Origin of the sequence: Bifidobacterium aesculapii, from assembly GCF_001417815.1 — a bacterium.
GTDB classification, from domain to species: Bacteria; Actinomycetota; Actinomycetes; order Actinomycetales; family Bifidobacteriaceae; genus Bifidobacterium; species Bifidobacterium aesculapii.
This window is the reverse complement of record NZ_BCFK01000047.1, coordinates 1-18,870: the sequence shown is the minus strand read 5'-3', so window position 1 is coordinate 18,870 and position 18,870 is coordinate 1. Positions and strand designations below refer to the sequence as shown.

17 protein-coding genes and 1 tRNA gene are annotated in these 18,870 nt (G+C 65.1%); 7 read left to right on the top strand and 11 right to left on the bottom strand.

All coding sequences use genetic code 11. The annotated features are described in order from the left end of the window. Window positions 1–1,673: 1,673 nt before the first annotated feature. Complete coding sequence (locus BFAL_RS11590; RefSeq protein ID WP_236691691.1) at window positions 1,674–1,850, top strand: hypothetical protein; 177 nt, start codon at window positions 1,674–1,676, stop codon at window positions 1,848–1,850. Window positions 1,851–1,865: 15 nt separating this feature from the next. Next, on the top strand, window positions 1,866–2,327 hold the full coding sequence (locus BFAL_RS06640) for a glycoside hydrolase family protein (RefSeq protein WP_236691690.1): 462 nt from the start codon (window positions 1,866–1,868) through the stop codon (window positions 2,325–2,327). 147 nt (window positions 2,328–2,474) lie between these two features. Here the strand turns inward: BFAL_RS06640 and BFAL_RS06635 are convergent, their stop codons facing one another. The 4 genes from BFAL_RS06635 to BFAL_RS06620 form a co-directional block, all read right to left on the bottom strand. Further along, the gene (locus BFAL_RS06635; RefSeq protein ID WP_055427634.1) at window positions 2,475–3,113 is read right to left on the bottom strand and encodes a hypothetical protein; all 639 of its coding nucleotides are present in this window, start codon (window positions 3,111–3,113) and stop codon (window positions 2,475–2,477) included. A gap of 574 nt (window positions 3,114–3,687) precedes the next feature. Next, window positions 3,688–4,218, bottom strand: coding sequence for a low molecular weight protein-tyrosine-phosphatase (locus BFAL_RS06630; protein WP_055427633.1), 531 nt, complete (start codon window positions 4,216–4,218; stop codon window positions 3,688–3,690). Between the two features lie 237 nt (window positions 4,219–4,455). Next, window positions 4,456–5,124: a dihydrofolate reductase gene (locus BFAL_RS06625; RefSeq protein ID WP_055427632.1), complete on the bottom strand. Its 669-nt coding sequence runs from the start codon at window positions 5,122–5,124 to the stop codon at window positions 4,456–4,458. A 77-nt stretch (window positions 5,125–5,201) separates the two neighbouring features. Further along, window positions 5,202–6,077: a thymidylate synthase gene (locus BFAL_RS06620; RefSeq protein WP_055427631.1), complete on the bottom strand. Its 876-nt coding sequence runs from the start codon at window positions 6,075–6,077 to the stop codon at window positions 5,202–5,204. Window positions 6,078–6,616: 539 nt separating this feature from the next. Here BFAL_RS06620 and BFAL_RS06615 point away from each other — a divergent pair. Then, window positions 6,617–7,030, top strand: a complete 414-nt coding sequence (locus BFAL_RS06615; RefSeq protein ID WP_055427630.1) for an OsmC family protein — start codon at window positions 6,617–6,619, stop codon at window positions 7,028–7,030. A gap of 141 nt (window positions 7,031–7,171) precedes the next feature. Here the strand turns inward: BFAL_RS06615 and BFAL_RS06610 are convergent, their stop codons facing one another. The 3 genes from BFAL_RS06610 to BFAL_RS06600 form a co-directional block, all read right to left on the bottom strand. Beyond that, window positions 7,172–8,200 carry a universal stress protein gene (locus BFAL_RS06610; RefSeq protein ID WP_055427629.1) on the bottom strand — a complete coding sequence of 343 codons (1,029 nt, stop codon included), beginning with the start codon at window positions 8,198–8,200 and terminating at the stop codon, window positions 7,172–7,174. 278 nt (window positions 8,201–8,478) lie between these two features. Continuing rightward, on the bottom strand, window positions 8,479–9,231 hold the full coding sequence (locus BFAL_RS06605; RefSeq protein ID WP_055427628.1) for a C40 family peptidase: 753 nt from the start codon (window positions 9,229–9,231) through the stop codon (window positions 8,479–8,481). Window positions 9,232–9,378: 147 nt separating this feature from the next. Beyond that, window positions 9,379–10,383, bottom strand: coding sequence for a CHAP domain-containing protein (locus BFAL_RS06600; protein WP_055427627.1), 1,005 nt, complete (start codon window positions 10,381–10,383; stop codon window positions 9,379–9,381). A gap of 241 nt (window positions 10,384–10,624) precedes the next feature. On the opposite strand from BFAL_RS06600, the gene serC reads away from it, so the two are divergent. Next, window positions 10,625–11,767 carry a phosphoserine transaminase gene (gene serC, locus BFAL_RS06595; RefSeq protein WP_055427626.1) on the top strand — a complete coding sequence of 381 codons (1,143 nt, stop codon included), beginning with the start codon at window positions 10,625–10,627 and terminating at the stop codon, window positions 11,765–11,767. Window positions 11,768–11,835: 68 nt separating this feature from the next. After that, complete coding sequence (locus BFAL_RS06590; RefSeq protein ID WP_055427625.1) at window positions 11,836–12,096, top strand: DUF2530 domain-containing protein; 261 nt, start codon at window positions 11,836–11,838, stop codon at window positions 12,094–12,096. A gap of 47 nt (window positions 12,097–12,143) precedes the next feature. Here BFAL_RS06590 and BFAL_RS06585 read toward each other — a convergent pair whose 3' ends face one another. Further along, window positions 12,144–13,415, bottom strand: coding sequence for a sensor histidine kinase (locus BFAL_RS06585; protein ID WP_152973578.1), 1,272 nt, complete (start codon window positions 13,413–13,415; stop codon window positions 12,144–12,146). 214 nt (window positions 13,416–13,629) lie between these two features. Here BFAL_RS06585 and phoU point away from each other — a divergent pair, with 214 nt between their 5' ends. Further along, window positions 13,630–14,307 (top strand): phosphate signaling complex protein PhoU, encoded by a 678-nt coding sequence (gene phoU / locus BFAL_RS06580; RefSeq protein WP_055427624.1) that lies wholly within the window; start codon window positions 13,630–13,632, stop codon window positions 14,305–14,307. Between the two features lie 250 nt (window positions 14,308–14,557). Here phoU and BFAL_RS06575 read toward each other — a convergent pair whose 3' ends face one another. The 3 genes from BFAL_RS06575 to lysS all read right to left on the bottom strand — a co-directional run bounded on the left by BFAL_RS06575 (window position 14,558) and on the right by lysS (window position 18,668). Beyond that, on the bottom strand, window positions 14,558–15,298 hold the full coding sequence (locus BFAL_RS06575; protein WP_034525883.1) for a phosphoglyceromutase: 741 nt from the start codon (window positions 15,296–15,298) through the stop codon (window positions 14,558–14,560). A 147-nt stretch (window positions 15,299–15,445) separates the two neighbouring features. Continuing rightward, window positions 15,446–16,546: a 1,4-dihydroxy-2-naphthoate octaprenyltransferase gene (gene menA / locus BFAL_RS06570; protein WP_055427623.1), complete on the bottom strand. Its 1,101-nt coding sequence runs from the start codon at window positions 16,544–16,546 to the stop codon at window positions 15,446–15,448. Window positions 16,547–16,982: 436 nt separating this feature from the next. Further along, window positions 16,983–18,668, bottom strand: coding sequence for a lysine--tRNA ligase (lysS, locus tag BFAL_RS06565; protein WP_055427622.1), 1,686 nt, complete (start codon window positions 18,666–18,668; stop codon window positions 16,983–16,985). A 93-nt stretch (window positions 18,669–18,761) separates the two neighbouring features. Between lysS and BFAL_RS06560 the strand changes: the two genes are divergently transcribed. Further along, window positions 18,762–18,835, top strand: a tRNA-Pro gene (locus tag BFAL_RS06560). The last annotated feature ends 35 nt before the right edge of the window (window positions 18,836–18,870 follow it).

The following is an 18,870-nucleotide window of genomic DNA, read 5'->3' as shown; positions in this document are numbered from 1 at the left end:
ACGCTTGCCGCATCCTCCAGATAGTTCTTCTCGACGACCGCGCCGTCGGCCATCTGCACGACGATGCCGTCGCCGCCGATCTTCTTGAGCGTGTTGCCGGCGATGTACAGGTTCAGGTTCGGCGTCCACGGGTACTGGTCGCGCAGGGAACCGGTCACGCCGCACTCCCATGCCTCGTCCTCGCGGCAGCGGAAGTCGGACGACATGTTGATGCCGGAACGGTTCACGTTGGTGATGGTGTTGTTCACGATCTGCACGTCGTTGAACCACGAGCGGGTCTTGCGCGAATTGTCGGTCTTGATGGAGCCCTTCTTCTTGGTGGCGCCGTCGACGGGGATGGAGCGGCCGTAGTTCTCCAGCTGGATGGCCGACGAGCCGCCCAGATCCTTCTGCTTCTCGCCGTAGATGTCATGCACGCTGTTGTTGCGGATGACGATGCCGCGCAGCTCGCCGGCGTTGTCGTTCTCCGCGGTGATGCCGCGACGCATGTACTTGTAGTAGTCGGCGGTGTCCTCGTCCGTGTTGGTGATGTCGAGGTTCTGGACGGTGATGTACTCGCTGTCGCGCAGCAGCACCACGTCGGCTACGCCGTCTCCGGCGAGGAGGGGAGCGGCGGCTTGGGCGTCGCCGTAGTCGCCCACGACGATGGGCGCCGCTTCGGTGCCTTTGACGTCCACGAGGCGCAGGGCGGCTTTGACGTTCTTGACGCCGTCGATGGTCTGGTTCTCACCCGTGCAGGTGGTGCCGCGCTTGAAGAGCAGCTGGTCGCCGGGCTGGAGCTTCGCCGCCTGCGCGTTGGCGGCGGTGAAGGAGTTGAACGGCTTGGCTTCGGTGCCGTCGCCGCCGGCCGCCGCCTGGCAGTCGACGTGATATGCCGTGCCGGTCGCAACCACCGCCGGAGCCTGACCGGCCGGCTCGGCGGCCTGGGCGCTCGGCGGCAGGGCGAGCACACCCGCGGACAGCAGTGTCGCCGCCGCGATGCCCCCTGCGAATATGGATCTGATCATGCGAACCCTCCTTGGTTCCTTCCTTGATGCCGCAACGCCGACGGCCGGCACGTCCTTCCCATGCCAGCTACAACGTCCACCGGCCGCCCTGATACCCCGTTGCGCGGCCTGATGCGATGCGGCTCCCCCGTGCGCCGCGTTGCCGAAGGCGTCATACGTCTCTGGCAACGCAACCATCGGGTTGCAACAAGCATACACCAATGTGTAACCGGTCACAAAACGGCTTGGCGTGCCAGTGTCGTAAGCGATTACAGCAGCCGATTCCCAAGAATCGTCAACCCGACAGAACACCATGACACCAATAGGCACAGGAACGAATCACGCCATGCCGCACAGGCGGCCTACTCTTCCGCACGCCAATCGCGCGCACCACACGCCCGCCGCACCACCACACGCCGCACGCCCGCACGCACACGGTCCACTCTCAATCGAACACATCAATCGAACACACGCGCCCACAGGCCCGCCGCACATCGGCCCGCACAACACCTCCCGCCAGGCGGCATGGGCCATGACACGCCAATCGCGCGCGCCAACACCGCCGCAACCACGGCCATACTGGTTCTGTAAGCGGTTACGTCACAGTCGGCGCGGACTCCCGTATGCGCCGGCACGCCGAGACCCGGCAACACTCGAGGAACCCACACGAAAGGACCATCAACCATCATGACCACTCGATACGGCGCGTTCCTGGCGCGCGACACCAACGGCGACGTCGCCCAACTCCACGGCATCGGCGTGCAGAAATTCGGCGACACCTGGTACATCTACGGCGAGAACAAGGTGGCGGGCAACCTGTTCCAAGGCGTGCGCTGCTACACCACGAAGGACTTCGCCTCATAGGAAAGCCACGGCATCGTGCTCGACGTGCAGGAGGACGGCTCCGCCCTCGCCGCCGACCGCATCGGCGAACGGCCGAAGGTGCAGCACTGCCCGTCCACCGTCAAGAAGGACGGCCTGTACTACTGGTTCGGCTCGAAGCTGACCGGCTGGTACACCAACGACAACATGTATGCCACCGCAAGCGACCTGCACGGCCCGTGGAGCGAGTGGCGCACGTTCGCGCCGTTGGGCACGCAGACGTTCGATTCGCAGGTGGACATCGTGATCCCGCTCGGCGACGATCCGTATGACAGCGACCGGTTCCTGTTTATCGGCGACCGCTGGTATAGGAACGACCTCGGCAATTCGCCGATCGTTCAGGTGCCGATTGAGATCGGCGGCGGGGAGGCGGCCATGGAATGGGATGATCCCTTCGAGGGGTCCACTCACCGTGAGGTCCCCGACGATCATGAGCCGATCACCGATCCCAACGTGTAATTCTCCGCGCAGGATATCGAGTGATTGCAGCCGGGTCGGTAATGGCCGCGATACAACGATCCGGGCAGAATCTCATGGTTCAATGAGAGACTGCCCGGATGCGCAGCATCGGTCCGCATGCAGTCAGCGACGGCTCCGCAGCCGGAGTCACCGCCACAAACTCTGAGGTTTATCCCCATTGGATGCGATCGTCAGCGTGGTGTCGGTCGGGAACGTGCGCACGTACGTGCTCTTCACGTCGCCTTCACCGGTTGCGGTCTGCACGTAGCCGTCCTTCACGGAAGCGGTCAGCGTGGCGCCATCGGCGGTCTTGCCGGCAAGCGGCCAGCCGCCGTCCTTGCCGACGTACACGTTGTTGGTCCAGTTCAAGTGCGGCTGGTCGGATGCGCCGGTCAGCTTGCCGCTTTCGTCGTTGACGGAGCCGTCACCGATGATCAGGTTGTTGGCGAAGTCGATGTTCGTGCAGTTCTTACGGTCGGAGGTCAGGGAGAACGGGACGGAGTTGCGCTCCTTCGGCAGCACGATGGTGTTGTTGTAGAAACGGCCGTCTACGGCGCCCTGCAGTGTGGTCAGACGAACGGACTGTTCGCTGGACTTGCCGTTGTCGCTTTCGATGGTGGTGCTGTAGCCGTCGTTGACGGAGACGTTGTAGCGGAACGTCGCACCAGTCTCCAGACCCAGCGACTTGACGCGCCAGTCGCCGCAACCGCACCACAGCAGTGCGCCGCCGGCGTTGTCGTGGCTGTAGTTGTACTGGAAAATCGTGTTGCGGGTGCCGTAGTCCACGTCCCACGCGGTGCCGTCGGAGTTGCCGGGCAGCTTCTGCGTGTTGGTGACCTCGTTGTACTGGAACAGCGTGTTGTCGGCGTTCCAGTTCCAGATGCCCGCGTTGTTCTCGTCCTCACCTACGGACTTGCAGACGGTGCCGCGCTTGAACAGGGTGACCGATCATTGGCGAAAATGGGGTTCTCCGGCAAGACGAATCTGTCCGCGGACCTGTCGGACGATCTGCCGGAGCATCTTGACCGCGAACGCCGCGACGAACTGGAGTCGCTGCTGCAGGAGCTGTATCCGTCCACGCGAAACCGAACGGCGAATACCACGTCTCCGTCAGTTGCGACGGCTGCGACGGCGACGAGGATGGCCGCCGCACAGCCGTCGCGATCCGCATCGATCAGGTCAACGAGACATCAGACGACAGCCTGTTCCCGGACAAACCGACATCCGGCAACGGGCTGCGGCTGCACGAGGAACGCATACGCGCCCTAGGCGGCTCGGCGCGGAACTCCGCCGAGGACGGGACATGGCAATTCCACGCATGCATTCCCATCATTCCCGCCATCCCCGTCGAGGGAAACGCTCAGTCCTCGGTGTCCAGCCGCTTGGCGACCCAGTCGACGATGTACGGGGCGACCTGTTCGATCTGGTCGATGGCGACCTCGAACTCGTGCTGGCCGCCGTACCACGGGTCCACCAGATCGATCTTGTCCTCGCGCCCGGCCGGCGGCTTGGGCAGGTTCGGGTCGAAGCTGCGGTACATGTGCACTTCGGCGCGCTTGCCCGGGGGCAGCAGCCGCAGCAGCGAGCGCATGTGTGCCGCGGTCATCGGCAGGAACAGGTCGGTGCGGGCGATCTCGTCACGCGAGATGCGGTGCGCGAAGTGGTCGCGCGGGATCTCGTCGCCATAGCCGCGTTCGCGCAGCACGCGCACCGCGCGGGGGTCGATCGGATGGCTCCACTCCTCATCGGAGACGCCGCTGGACTCCACATCCACCTTGTCGCCCAGTCCACGCTCGTCGAAGAAATGACGCAGGATGATCTCGCCCATCGGCGAACGGCAGATGTTGCCGGTGCAGACGGTCATCACCGTGTACTTGTGGTCGTCGGTCATACGTATCGCTCCCTCGTATCGTTCCCTAGGTCGTCGCCCATCGCGCGACGTCACGGTTTCGTGCGGACCGTCGTGCGCCGGCGCGGCGCTCCGCGGTACAGGACAACGATACAGGCACAACAAGAGGAACCTCCCGCGCAGGGAGGTTCCTCGGATGGTGCGGTGCCGCGCGCGACGTGCGTACGTCGCGTCGTGCCGCGTCACGCGCGACATGCACGTCACGTGCGTGCGTCGCGCTCAGCGCGCGTCACGCACGTACGTGACGAAACGGTATCCGGCGATGCCGGAATCCGGTTTCTTCGGCGCGAGCCACGGCGAACGGTCGGCGACATGCCAGCCGTTGTCGTCGTCCGCGGCGAGCGCGGCGATGTCGGGCGCGTACGTGTCGGCGTCCACGGCGGCGTCGAGCACGGTGACGAACACCTTGTTCGCTTCGGGAAGCGCCGCCTCGAACAGTTGCGCACCGCCGATCACCCAGATTTCGGACCGGTCGAGCCCGTCGTCCGGGATGGCCTCCTGACGGGCGAGGTCGAGTGCATCCTCAAAACTGTCGACGACCGTTGCTCCGGGCGCGCGATAGTTGGGATCATGGGATACGACGATGTTGTCGCGGTTGGGCAACGGCCTGTAGCGCAGGTCCAACGACTCCCAGGTGCGACGCCCCATGATCACCGGATGGGAGACGGTGAGCTCCTTGAAATGCTTCATGTCTTCGGCGAGATGCCACGGCATGCCGCCCTTCAGACCGATGGCCCCGTGGCGACCTTCCTTGTCGCGGGCTTCGGCCCAGATGAGGTTGACCGAAAACGTCTTGGGGAAGTCGTCCCCCCAGTCCTCGGTCTCGTCGAGCCCGGCTTCTCCGGGCTCGGGTTCGTGATAGCCGCTTCGGCTACTGTCGTGCTCCATTTCAGACTCCTTGAGTGTGATCGGACTGGAACAGAAGTGTAATGTCACGCGGAGACGGGACCGAAGCGGCCGCGGCGTCACACGGCGACGGGCGCCTTGATCGTGGGATGGTGCCTGTAGTCGAGGATGTGGAAGTCCTCGTAGCGGTAGTCGAAGATCGAATCGGCCTTGTCGATGGCGATCTTCGGGTACGGGTACGGATCGCGGGAAAGCTGTTCGAGCACCTGGTCGATGTGGTTGTCGTACACGTGGCAGTCGCCGCCGGTCCACACGAACTCGCCTGGTTCCAGGCCCGCCTGCTGGGCCATCATCAGCGTGAGCAGCGAATAGGAGGCGATGTTGAACGGCACGCCGAGGAACATGTCGCATGAACGCTGGTACAGCTGGCAGCTGAGGCGTCCGTCGGCCACGTAGAACTGGAACAGGGCGTGGCAAGGCGGCAGCGCCATGTGCTCGACTTCGGCGGGGTTCCACGCGGAGACGACCATGCGGCGCGAATCCGGGTGATGCTTGATGAGGTCCATCACGTTCGCGATCTGGTCGATGGTGCGGTTCGGGTCGTCTGGCGTGGGCGCGGGCCAGGAGCGCCATTGCGCGCCGTAGACGGGGCCGAGGTCGCCGTTCCCATCGGCCCATTCGTCCCAGATGTGCACGTTGTGCTCCTGCAGCCACCGCACGTTGGTGGAGCCTTTGAGGAACCACAGCAGCTCGTAGGCGAGCCCCTTGAAGAACACCGTCTTGGTGGTGAGCAGCGGGAAGTCGCCCTGCGAGAGGTCGAAGCGCATCTGACGACCGAACAGGGAGATCGTGCCGGTGCCGGTGCGGTCGGACTTGAGGGTGCCTTCGGTCAGGATCGCGCGCACCAGATCCTCGTAGGGCATGGGGATGTTCGTTTCGGGCCGCGCGGGGATGCGTGAACGGATGTCGGCGAGTTGTTCTTCGGTCAAAGCCATGCGCACCAGTGTAACCCGAGACCGCTTGCCCCGAAACCAGACAAGATGCCGGCACGATACCGCACAACACACCGTACAACACACCCGACAACACCGTTATCTGGTATTTACAGCGCCAAACGGACGATTCGAGGGGTTCAAATCGTCCGTTTGACGCTGTAAATCCTTGAAAACGGTGTTTTCGCACCCCTATTCGCCCCCTATTCGACGGACCACCCCACTACCCGGCCGGTTTCCTTGCCTGGTTTCCTTGCCCGGCTTCCTTGGCCGGATTATTCCTTGTCCGGATTCCCTGGCCGGTTTCCTTGGCCGGATTATTCCTTGGCCGGTTCCCCCTGTCCGGCTCCCTTGGCAGCTTCCCCCTGGCCGGCTTCCTTGGCCGGTTTCCTTGGCCGGATCCCCTGTCCGGATTCCCTGTCCGGATTCCCTGTCCGGATTATTCCTTGTCCGGATTCCGCCGCCGGCGGCGGTTTTGGGCTAGATTGGTGAGTGTGCCGCGGCGCGACAGGCGCGCCGCACGGACGAAACGAGGAGTCAACATGGCCAAGCGACTGTGGGTGGAACGCAACAAGGACGGTTCATGGGACGCGTTCAGCGACGATGGCGCGCACATCAAGTTCGGCAAGGACCGCGGCCAGTTCACGCCGGGCGATCTGATGAAGATCGCGCTGGCTGGCTGCGCGGCGCTGTCCAGCCAGTTCGCGATCGAGCACACGCTGGGCGAGGGCAAGGGCGCGAAGATCGTCGTCGACGGCACCTATGACGCCGACAACGACGCGTACATCAACTTCGGCGAGCAGGTGCTCGTCGACGCGACGGACGCGGGTCTGAGCGACGAGGACGCCGACAAGCTCAAGGAGCGCATCACCCGTCACATCGACAAGGGCTGCACCGTCAAGCACACGTACGTGCAGGAGACCCCGGTGCGCATGGAGGTCACGGTCAAGCACTGAGCGTGCGTCCGCCGATGGGCCCGCGAATGGACCTGATACAGGAGAAGCTCCCTTTACAGGGAGCTTCTCCTGTATTCGCGAAAGTTGCACCGCGGCGACCCATCGACGATGATCATCGACGGTGGTGCCGCGGCAGCCCGATCAGTGTTCGGGGTCGATGGTCTTCTCGATCTCCTGCGCGACGGCCGGTTCCGCAGGCGCGACCGGCACCTCCTTGACGCCGCTGATGTCGTCGAGCGGCTTCGTGGGCACTTCGGCCGGCGAGCTCGGCACGGTGTCGAGACGGCTCTCCGCGGCCTCGACGTACTTGCGCGGCACGACGTACACCGGACCTGCGGCGTGCTGCAGCAGCCCCTGACTGGTGGAGCCGAGCAGCAGACCGGTGAATCCGCCACGGCCGCGCGACCCCACGACGACGACGTCATGGTCGAAGCTGGCCTTGGTGAGCGCGTCCACGGCCGAACCGGGCACGATGCGCTTGTCGATCTTCAGATCCGGGTACTGCTCCTCCAGCGGCTTGACGCGCGTCTCCAGATCCTCCAGGAAGGAGGCGTACACCTCCTCGTCGGCGCCCCTGCCCTGCGGCGCCGCGGAGATGACGTCCAGTTCGGCGCCCCACGCGTGCGCGAAGGATGCGGCGATGTCGAGCGCCTTCAGACCCCACTTGGATTCGTCGGAGCCGACGGCCACCTTGGTGATCGTGTTGTTGAGGTGCATGAGGTTGCCGTCGTCGTCGGTGTAGGGGACGACGACGATCGGGCAGTACGCGTATGCCGGCAGCGACGACGACGTGGTGCCGAGCAGACGTTCGGCGAGACCGCCCTTGCCGCGGTTGCCGATGACGATGAGATTGTAGTTGCGGCTCAATTCCACGAACACGGACGCCGGGTCACCGGTGACGATGAGCGTGGCGGCCTCGACGCCCTGCTCGTCGGCGATGGCCTTCGCCTTGGACAGGATCTCCTGCGCGTCGGAGTGCGCGGCGTTGTCGTCGCCCATCGCGGTGTACGTGGCGTCGAAGCTCACGGCAGCATAGCTGGGGAGGGAGTACGCGCAGACGATCTGCAGTGTGAGTCCCGCGTGCTTGGCATAGTTCGCCGCCCACCAGGCGGCCTTGTAGCTGGCATTCGACCCGTCAACGCCGACGAGTATGGCCTTGTCGTTGATCATGACGACCTCCTTGAATTGTCGCGGTGCCGCCATGTTGTGGCGACATCGCCCCCTGTGCGTTCCACAATACCCCGTTTCCGCCACGTGCCGTGTATCATCCGCGTGAAATAGTTCACTCGTGTCGTGCATGGCGCGGTGCGCGCGGAATCATGCGCACGACACCGCGGTTTCTCGGTGCGCGACGTATCCGAATACGCGGCAATACGCGAAACGCGCCTCCCGGAGGGGAAGGCGCGTTTCGTCACGAAGGAAGATATCCGTAATCGGACGGGAAAGCGTCAGAGGACGCGGCGGATGGAGTAGCTCTGGCCTGCGAACACATAGGCGACGGCGTTGGTGCGGATGCCGTCGGCGTAGGTTTCGGCGTTGACGACCATGCCGTTGCCGATGTAGATGGCGGCGTGGTTCGCGTTGGCGAGGATGTCGCCGGGCTGGGCCTGCGCGAGGCTCGGGACGGCGACGCCGACGGTGGCCTGGTCGCCGGAGATGCGCGGCAGGGAGATGCCGTTCTGGGCGAACACGTACTGCACGAAGCAGGAGCAGTCCATGTTGTACGGCGGGTTGCATCCGCCGTAGACGTAGCGGTCGTCCGCGGCGAGGGCGAGACCGAGCGAGATGATGCCCTGCGCGTTGCCGGTGGCGGCGGGCAGGTTGGAAGCGTCGAAGGTCTCGCGGGAAGCCGAGCGGCTGGCGGCTTGGGACTGAGCCTGGGCCTGCGCCCGGGCGGCCTCTTCCGCGGCCTTCTTCTCGGCTTCAGCCTTGGCTTCGGCATCTTTCTCGGCCTGCGACTTGGTCTGCGGCACGTTCAGAGATTCGATGCCGCCCCAGTTGGAATCGGACTCCACATCAGTGGAGGCGGATTCCTTGAGGAGATTCTTGCGGGCAACCGAGGTCTTCGGGAACGAGCGTTCCGCAGAGACCACGGTGGTGGTCTGGTCGGCGGCGGTGGCGGCCGGGGCCACGGCGACGAACGTCGCGCAGGCGGCCACGGCGGCGGTCAATGCGATTACGGTATGCTTCAAATTCTTCATCGCGACCCAACAGTAGCATCCGGGGTGTTCTCCGGGAGGAATCCGTTCGATTCCGGTCAGGAAAACACCGGCGACACGCCGGCATATGTCGGCCGAATCACATGTCACGGTTCCGTAACCGCGCGCCGGCAGCGAATCAGTAGTGAATCAGTAGTGGATGTACTCGAAGTCGGAGACGTTCGTGAACGTGCGGCTGTACGTCTTGCCATTAAGGGAGGCGCCGCTTTCGGACGTGACGATGGAGCCGTCCGGGTTGATCTTCTCGACGATGGCGACATGGCCGTAGGAGCTGTCGGAACCTTCCTGACCGGCACGGAAGACCATGATGTCGCCCACGTGACGGGGCGTGTTGTCCACCCAGTAGCCGAGGGCGCGGGCGGAGTTCGCCCACATGTTTCCGTTGCCCATGTGCGAGCCGACCGGCAGGCCGAGCTCATGGCGGCGCAGGTACACCCACCAGGTGCACTGGCTGAAATCGTAGGCGTTGCCGACGTCGCCGGTGGCGTGGTTGGGGTCGAACCCTGCGGGCAGCAGGGCGGCATCCTCGTCCATGAGCTTGGCGACGTTCTCGTTGTTGGCGAGGGACTTGGACATCTGCTTGGTGTCGATGGCGGTGTTGGAGTCACCGAGGGTCCAGGCGCCTTCGTTCGTGGTCTGCTGGGTGTCGGCGGAGGAGGCCTCGGCGCTCTGGTCCTGCGCGATCGTGCTGCTGGCGACGTCCGAGCCGTCGGTGAGCGGCGTGCGCGCGTCGGAACGGGACGCGGCGCCCGTCACCGGCTGGAACTGGGTGGTGGTGGTCGCGGGATCCGCGGTGAAGGAGATGCCCTCGTCGGACGGCGTCGCGAACGCGACCGCCGTCGCCGCAGTACCCGCCAACGCGGCCAGCGATGCCGATCCCACAACGAAGTTGCGGCGTTCGGCGGCGCGTGCCGCCTGACGGATGGCGCGACGGGACATCGGCGCGATCTCGTTGAGCTTGTCGGCGACGGCTTCGTCGAGGCCCAGCACGGCGCCGTTGCTTCCCGCCATCTGCATGGCAAGCACGGTGCCACGCGTGTGGGAGCCGCGGGACATGGTGAACAGGCCCATCAGGTTGCCCGTCCCGTTGCCCTTCGCGGTGTTTTCGGCCGCCTTGTGTGCAGCATGCCTCATAAAGAATCACTCCTTGGTGGGTCGGAGCGCCCCTCTGCAGCCGGGGCGCTCACGGTCACTGCCCGCCACCTTACAACGACCCCATCCCTCCGGCAAATCCCCTAGGGGATGTCGAACCGGTTTGACGCGGTTCGACACGGTTCGACCCGATTCGTCCCGGTCGACACGCACCGCAGGCGGAATCCGACCGCCATGCGGCCGCCCGCCCCTCGCATCCGCCTATGTGGCTAGGGTGTTGGCCATGACCAATTCCGTGAACATCCCCAAGAATCTGCTGCCCGAGGACGGGCGCTTCGGCTCCGGCCCCAGCAAGATCCGCCCCGAACAGGTCGCCGCGCTCGACGCCGGCGCCACCACGCTGCTCGGCACGTCGCACCGCCAGACGCCGGTGCGCCAGCTCGTCGGATCGATACGCGAAGGCCTGGCGTCCTTCTTCCACGTGCCGGACGGCTACGAGATCGCGCTCGGCAACGGCGGCGCCAGCTGCTTCTGGGAGATCGCATGCGCCACCCTCATCACACGTCAGGCGGCGTTCGGCGCCTACGGTTCGTTCAGCGCGAAATTCGCCGCCTCTGCCGCAGCCGCGCCGTTCCTGGAGGATCCGGTGGTCTTCAAGGGCGAGACGGGCACGTACCGTCTGCCCGAACGCACCGACGGCGTGGACACGTACTGCTGGGCGCACAACGAGACGTCCACCGGCGTCGCCGCCCCGGTGCGCCGCGTCGAAGGCAGCCTCGACCAGGGCGCGATCACGCTGGTCGACGGCACGTCCGCCGCCGGCGCCCTGCCCGTGGACGTCAGCCAGACCGACGCCTACTACTTCTCCCCGCAGAAGGCGTTCGGCTCCGACGGCGGCCTGTGGGTCGCGGTCCTCTCCCCCGCGGCCATCGAACGCGCCGCACGCGTGGAGTCGAACGCGGGTCTGCCGGGCGTATGCCGCTGGATTCCGCCGTTCCTCTCGCTCACCAAGGCGTTGGAGAACTCCCGCAAGGACCAGACGCTCAACACCCCCGCCGTCGCCACGCTCATCATGATGGAGAACCAGGTGCGCTGGCTCAACGACAACGGCGGCATGGACTGGGCCGCCGCACGCTGCGCGAAATCCGCGTCGGTCCTGTACTCGTGGGCGGAACGCTCCGACTACGCGCACCCGTTCGTCACGGACGAGGGCGCACGCTCCCACTCGGTCGTCACCATCGACCTCGACGACGCGATCCCCGCCTCCGAGGTCGTCGCCGCGCTGCGCGAGAACGGCATCGTGGACACCTCCGGCTACCGCAAGCTGGGGCGCAACCAGCTGCGCGTCGGCGTGTTCCCCTCGGTCGAACCCGCGGACGTCGCCGCCCTCACCCAGTGCATCGACTACGTTGTCGAGCACCTGTGATCGCACGACGGCCGGAGCGCGGCGATAACCGGCGATAGTCGGGGCGGGCGTGAGGTAAGGTCGTCATCGTGAAACTCCGATTCGCCCCGATCATCGACCCCGCGGTGCGCAGACCGGCGCCCAAGCCGGTGCGCGTGGACCTGCGTACCGCGTTTCTCGTCGGCACGGGATTGTGGGCCGCGGCCCTCGTCGTCTGCGTCATCCTCGACGCGCTCGGCTATGACGTCGCCACGCCGCTGATCGTCTGCGCGTCGGGCGTGGTCGTGGGCGTGCTCATGCTCATCTGGGAACATTTCGACCGCTGGGACTATCGGCGTCTCGGCCAGTAGGCGTGCGTTGCGCGTTGAGTAGGCTCGCGCCGGTGCCCCGCGCCCGCTCAACGCGCCAACGGCAGCGTGAGCGTGAACGTACTGCCCTGCCCGGGCGCCGACCATACGGTGACGGTGCCATGGTGCGTGAGCGCCACATGCTTGACAATCGACAACCCCAATCCGACGCCGTCCGCCGTGCGCCCGCTCTGCTCGGAACCGCGGTAGAACCGCTCGAAGATGCGCGGCTGCTCGCGTTTCGGAATGCCCACGCCCTGATCGATCACGCGAATCACCGCGTGGCGGCGCAGATCGTCCGCCTTCACGGACACGCCCACGCACCCGCCTGCGGGCGAATACTCGGCCGCGTTCTCCACCAGCTTGCCGATCGCAGTGCGCAACTGGTCGCCGTCGCCGTTGACCACCAGCGAATCGTCGCCCTCCACGTTCACCTCCACGCCGAGCCCCTCCAAACGCCCCGACATCGCATCCGTCACGGCGCGGATCTGCTCCATCACGTTCAGACGGTTGGCCGCGGAAGGCACGATCGGCTCCTGCGCCCTGATGAGCAGCAGCAGATCCGAGACCATATGGTTGAGATGGTTGCTGGTGGTGCGCACCTCGCGCGCATCCGCCAGAATACGCGCGCGGTTCGGCTCGCCGGTCTCCAGATCGTCGGCGAGACGCCCCAGCGCCTGAGTCGGCCCCAACAGCTGCTCCGACACGTTGATGATGAACGAATCACGGATCTGCGCGAACCTCACCGTCTCGCTCACATCGTCGATGAGGATCACCGCGAACCGCTCCCCCACGCGCCCGACCGTCACCTTGAGCCAGTTCGGGCGCCGCACGCCACGGTCGCCGCCCGGCGCAACGCCCGCGCCGGACGAATCCACGAACCATTGCGGCGTCTCCGTCTCCAAGTCGAAACGCCGCCGGCCGCCGGTGGCGAACACCGCGCGCACCGCGTCGACGACGGCATCGTTGACGATGCTGTCGTCACGCACGATGCCGAGCCGGTACACCTCCGGATTCGCGCGCACCACGTCGAGACCATCGTCGACGATCAGCGAGGCGCTCGGCAGAATCGACAGCAGCGCCTCGGTGGACGCGTCGAGCGAAGCGTCATCGCCCGCGTTCTCGCGATGCCGACGCAGACGTTTCGTCTTACGCCCGATGACCCCGCCGAGCCACTCCACGAACGACGCGCCGCCCAACAGGCGTTCCACAATCGGCTCGACATGGTCGATGATGAACAGCAGCAGGGCGAGGACGATGGCGAGACCCATCACGCCGAACACCGACGACACGAGCATCGACGGCAGCGGGGAATCATACATGCCGTCCATTCTCCCACACCGGCCCCGCCAACGACGGCGACATGCCGGGTAGTTGAATATCCGGTGAACGAGGCAGTGAACATGGAGCCAACAGCAGATGGCGATTACGCTACGTTGTCACGAAAGCCGACGGGCTCGCATAAAATGATAGAGGTTGCCGTGGGAACCGGCAGAGCCCTCCCATGGCCGAAGAAAGATTGAAAGGCTAAAGACAATGCGCGTTATCTTTAATGAAGAGCTCAAGGCCGTCGCCGACGACCTTGACCGTATGGCGCAGGGCGTGCGCAAGTCCATCCGCGGCGCCGGCGACGCACTGCTCAAGCAGGACGTCGAGGCCGCCCAGACCGTCATCGACAGCGACATCGAACTGGATGCCCTCGAGGAGAGCGTCGTCGACCAGTGCGTGAAGCTGCTCGCCAAGCAGAACCCGGTCGCCACCGATCTGCGCGTCGTGGTCTCCACGATGCGTCTGGCCACCACCTTCGAGCGTATGGGCGACCTCGCCAAGCACGTGGCCGAGACCGCGCGCCGCGCCTACCCCGGCTCCGCTCTGCCGGAGGGCGTCAAGGAGACCTTCCAGCAGATGCAGGAATTCCTGGACGAGACCGCGGACGACGTGGTGAGCATGCTCTCCGACCGCGACGCCAAGACCGCCGAGCGCGTCATCTCCAACGACGACAAGCTCGACGCCCTGCACCACAAGACCTTCGAGTTCGCGCTTGACGACAGCGTGGAATTGACCCGTCAGCAGCTCATCGACGTTGTGCTGCTCGGCCGCTTCCTCGAGCGCCTCGGCGACCACGCGGTGTCCGCCGCGCGTCGTGTCGTGTTCATCGTCTCCGGATTCGACCCGTCGAAGGAGCCGTCCCGTGACGAGGAAGGCTCGATCTAGTAGGACTGATATGCCGCGATGACCGCGGCATTCCTAGGTTTCTCCCCTTGGGGAGACCCGAAACGGCGCAATGGCCTTGACTGGTCTTGCGTCGTTTTCTTATGCCTGCAGTGTTCGTCTCAGCCCCGGAGCAAACCGCGGTGAGGGCCGGAAAACGATGGAGGGGGCGTTCCGAATGATCGGAACGCCCCCTCCATCACGTCATATGACCCACATGCACCGGCCGAAGCCGGTCAACGGGTCAACGGACTCACTTCTGGCCCTGGGCGGCGACGGCGGCGGCACCGGCGGCGGCGGCCTCCGGGTCGAGGTACTCGCCACGCGGCTTGATCGGCTTGAAGTCCTCGTCCAGCTCGTACAGCAGCGGGATGGCGGTCGGGATGTTGACCTTGGCGATCTCCTCCTCGGACAGGTTGTCGAGCATCTTGACGATGGCACGCAGCGAGTTGCCGTGGGCGGCGATCAGGACGGTCTTGCCGGCCTTGAGCTCCGGCTCGATAGCGGACTTGAAGTACGGCTCGACGCGCTTGACGACATCGGCCAGGCACTCGGCTTCCGGAACCGGATCGCCGGTGTAGCGCGGGTCGTGGTTCTGCGCGTACTCGTCGTTCGGATCGATCTCCGGCGGCGGGGTCGCGTAGGAGCGGCGCCACAGCATGAACTTCTCGTCGCCGTACTCCTGACGGATCTCCGTCTTGTTCTTGCCCTGCAGAGCGCCGTAGTGACGCTCGTTGAGACGCCAGTTGCGCTCGACCGGAATCCACAGACGATCCGCGGCGTCCAGCGCGATGTTGGCGGTGTTGATGGCGCGACGCAGCAGGGAGGTGAAGACGATGTCCGGGAGGACGTTCTTCTCCTTGAGCAGCTCACCGCCGCGCTTGGCTTCGGCTTCACCCTGCTCGGTCAGCGGGACGTCGACCCAGCCGGTGAACTGATTGGTTTTGTTCCATGCGCTCTGCCCATGGCGGAGCAGTACTAGTTTGTAAGACATACGGCCAGTCTACCGCCCGTACGGCCCAAACACGAGCATCCATCCTACGTTTCGTACATCGTTTGGGTGCCGTTCGCCGTCCAGCGAGCGCCACGGCCATAAGACAGCCGTGCGGCGGCCATGCGGCGCGTTCCACCGATGCGCCCGTCACGCGCCCATCAGATACAGACACCCGAAGCCGAGCGCCAGCGTCGGGGAAAGCGCCGAGGCGGCAGGCAGCGCGGAACCATAGCGCCCGTCAAGCAAGGCCTTGTGCAGGCGAACGCACAGCACGACCGCAATGACGAGCATCGCCGTCGAGACGGCGGCGAGCACGACGTCGTTCCACAATACGCCGGTACATACCGTCCGGCCGTCGCCGGTCATGCCGCACATCGGATCGACGGCACTCTCCACCAGACGCAGGATGGGGTTCCGACCCAGATAGGACAGACCGAACATCACGGTCGCGGCGACCGGCAGCGCCTTGGTGACGGCAGCGCCGCGCTCCCGGCCCAACCGCACCATCCACGTGTGTTTGCCGTGGACCATGTCGTCGTCGATATCACGCAGATTGTTCACGCACAGCACGCCGACCGCGACGAGGCCGAGCGCGAATGCCAGCCATATCACCAGGAACGGCACCTCGTCGGACAGGGCGTAGGAGGTGCCGCACGTGGCGACGAGCCCGAAGAACACAAACACGGACGCCTCGCCCCAACCGTGGTATCCGTACGGATGCCGGCCACCCACATAACACCATCCGGCCAAGAGACAGACCAGTCCCAACGCGATGAACCACCAGTGGCCGGTCAGAATGGTGACCACCAGGCCGCATGCGCAGGCGAGCGCCGCACTGAAGCCGGCCGCGGCGAGCACGTGCTTCGCCGGAACCAGTCCGGAGGCGGTGAGACGCCGTGGTTTGCCGGTGACGGATTCCTCGCCGCCGCGCGCATCGTCCGCGCCGCGCACGCCGTCGGAATAGTCGTTGGCGAAGTTGGCCGCGATCTGGAGGAACAGGGCGACGCCCACGCACAGCAGCGTGACCGCGGCGTACCAGCCGGGAGAGGTCAGACATTGGCCGTAGCCGCTGTTGGGGTCGAGGGGCGGTCTGCCGCCGACCACCAGGCAGGGCCGGTGCATGGTGTCGCCGCCCCACACGCCTTCGAACACGGTCGCCCACATGGCCATCGAGGCGGCCACGACCGGAGACACCGCCAACGGCAGCGTCTTCGGACGCGCCGCGGACAGCCACAGTCGTGGATTCACAGTTCCTGAATGCATGACCCCAGTCTAATGTTCTGCGTCGTAAATGTGTTTATCCCGTTCTCGGCTCCCCTTGTCAGGGGAGCTGGCCCGCGAAGCGGGTCTGAGGGGCAGTCAATTCATCAACGAATGTACGACGCAAGATCCTCATGGGGGCTCACGGGGGTTGCGTTGGGTGTTTTCTTGTTCCGTTGGAAACATGCCGGAATACCCGAGGGATGTTCGATGGGGTATGCAGTGCTGAAAAGCTTGGAAAACCGCCAATCGGCGTATGAAGACGTCATCGTCTCCGAACATCGCCGGCCGGACGGTTTCCAACGGAAGACCGAAATACCCTACTGAATCTCTACGAACCGCTGCTGAGAGGGATGCTGAGCGAGGGATAGGCATCCGCTGTATGCTTCGGCCCCCTCAGCGGAGGGGGCCGAAGCATACCGGCTCAGCCGATGAGCGGCTTGACGAGCGGGAAGGTGATGGTCTCGCGGATCGTCGCACCGGTCAGGGCGATGAGCAGTCGGTCGATGCCCATGCCCATGCCGCCGGCCGGCGGCATGCCCACGCCAAGCGCCTCGAGGAAGTCCTCGTCGATGTCGCACGCCTCCTCGTCGCCGGCGAGCGCGTCCTTCGCCTGCGCGACGAAGCGTTCGCGCTGCACGACCGGGTCGTTGAGTTCGGAGTAGCCGGTGGCCAGCTCGAAGCCGCGCACGTAGAGATCCCACTTCTCGACGACGCCCGGTTTGGCGCGGTGGCCCTTGACAAGCGGGGAGGTCTCGACCGGGAAATCGCGCACGAAGGTCGGCTCGTAGAGCTTGTCCTCGTAGAAGTGCTCCCACAGGTGTTCGACGAGCTTGCCGTGGTTCTCGACCTCGTCACGTTCGACGCCGAGCTTGTCGGCGATCGCGCCAAGGTGCTCGACGGAGGTGCCGGGGGCGTCCGGGCCGCCGTTGGGCACGATCTCCTCGCCGAGCGCCTCGGAGAGGGAATCGTACATGCTGATGGTCTTCCATTCGCCGCCGAAGTCGTATTCGGTGCCGTCGAGCAGGGTGACCTTGTGCGAACCGTACACGTCCATCGCGGTCTTCTGCACGAGCTCCTTGACGAGCTGGCCGATGGTGTCATAGGTGCCGTACGCCTGATAGGCCTCGACCATCGTGAATTCGGGGGCGTGCGTGGCGTCGACGCCTTCGTTGCGGAAATCGCGGTTGATTTCGAACACGCGGTCGATGCCGCCGACGAGGCAACGCTTGAGGAACAGTTCCGGCGCGATGCGCAGGTAGAGGTCGAGGTCGAACGCGTTCATGTGCGTGGTGAACGGGCGGGCGGCTGCGCCGCCGTGCACGGTCTGGAGCATCGGCGTCTCGACTTCGATGAAGTCGTGGTTCGCGAAGGTGTGGCGCAGCGAGGCGACGGCCTTGGAACGGTTGCGCACCATGTTGCGGATCTTCTCGTCCGCGATCATGCCGATGTACGGCTTGCGGGTGCGTGTGTCCTCGTTGAGGTCCTTGTGCAGGGCGGGCAGTGGCTGGAGCGCCTTGGCGGCGATGGCCCACTCGGTGGCGAACACGGAGAGCTCGCCGGTCTTCGAGGCGATGACGCGGCCCTTCAGGTACAGGTGGTCGCCGAGGTCGACGAGCTGCTTGAACTGCTTGAGGGAGTCGGCGCCGATCTCCTTCTTGGAGATCATGCCCTGGATCTTCGTGCCGTCGCCGGCGGCGAGTTGCACGAAGTTGAGGCCGCCCGCGTTGCGGATGAACAGCACACGGCCGGCGATGCCGACCATGTCCTCGGTCTCCTGACCGGGCTCGAGCTTGCCATCGTACTTGGCGCGCACGCCTTCGATGGTGTCGGTCACGTCGAGGTGGACCGGGTACGGGTTGATGCCGTTCTCCAGCATCATCGCGCGCTTGGCGACGCGCATCTGCACCTGTTCAGGGTGCGCGAGGGGGCCGAACTCCTTGTTCGACGGGTCGACGGCCTCGTCCAGCGTCGCACCGCCCCTGATCTTCTCGCGGATCGCGGCGTCCTGCGCAAGGAGCATCTCCGCGCGTTCCACCGTGGTCATCTGGACGACGGCGTTCTCGACGTTCTCGCCTTCGTTTGCTTGGGATTCTTGGGTTTCACACATAGGCACCCAGTCTAGCGAGACGGCGCTACGAGGTGCGACACGCCGAGGGTTGCATCACCCCACGAGACATGTAATATATCCCCCGTTGCCAAACGGGCTGTAGCGCAGCTTGGTAGCGCGCTTCGTTCGGGACGAAGAGGCCGCGGGTTCAAATCCCGCCAGCCCGACAACTGAGGGAACCACTGATGATGGGTTATAGGAA

What these genes read in the sequence shown, in the direction of transcription:
- BFAL_RS06600 (WP_055427627.1), bottom strand. Translation starts at nt 10,383, where the DNA reads ATGAGGCATGCTGCACACAAGGCGGCCGAAAACACCGCGAAGGGCAAC.
- lysS (WP_055427622.1), bottom strand. Translation starts at nt 18,668, where the DNA reads ATGTGTGAAACCCAAGAATCCCAAGCAAACGAAGGCGAGAACGTCGAG.
- BFAL_RS06625 (WP_055427632.1), bottom strand. Translation starts at nt 5,124, where the DNA reads ATGGAGCACGACAGTAGCCGAAGCGGCTATCACGAACCCGAGCCCGGA.
- BFAL_RS06620 (WP_055427631.1), bottom strand. Translation starts at nt 6,077, where the DNA reads ATGGCTTTGACCGAAGAACAACTCGCCGACATCCGTTCACGCATCCCC.
- BFAL_RS06610 (WP_055427629.1), bottom strand. Translation starts at nt 8,200, where the DNA reads ATGATCAACGACAAGGCCATACTCGTCGGCGTTGACGGGTCGAATGCC.
- phoU (WP_055427624.1), top strand. Translation starts at nt 13,630, where the DNA reads ATGCGCGTTATCTTTAATGAAGAGCTCAAGGCCGTCGCCGACGACCTT.
- serC (WP_055427626.1), top strand. Translation starts at nt 10,625, where the DNA reads ATGACCAATTCCGTGAACATCCCCAAGAATCTGCTGCCCGAGGACGGG.
- BFAL_RS06605 (WP_055427628.1), bottom strand. Translation starts at nt 9,231, where the DNA reads ATGAAGAATTTGAAGCATACCGTAATCGCATTGACCGCCGCCGTGGCC.
- BFAL_RS06630 (WP_055427633.1), bottom strand. Translation starts at nt 4,218, where the DNA reads ATGACCGACGACCACAAGTACACGGTGATGACCGTCTGCACCGGCAAC.
- BFAL_RS06615 (WP_055427630.1), top strand. Translation starts at nt 6,617, where the DNA reads ATGGCCAAGCGACTGTGGGTGGAACGCAACAAGGACGGTTCATGGGAC.
- BFAL_RS06575 (WP_034525883.1), bottom strand. Translation starts at nt 15,298, where the DNA reads ATGTCTTACAAACTAGTACTGCTCCGCCATGGGCAGAGCGCATGGAAC.
- BFAL_RS11590 (WP_236691691.1), top strand. Translation starts at nt 1,674, where the DNA reads ATGACCACTCGATACGGCGCGTTCCTGGCGCGCGACACCAACGGCGAC.
- BFAL_RS06585 (WP_152973578.1), bottom strand. Translation starts at nt 13,415, where the DNA reads ATGTATGATTCCCCGCTGCCGTCGATGCTCGTGTCGTCGGTGTTCGGC.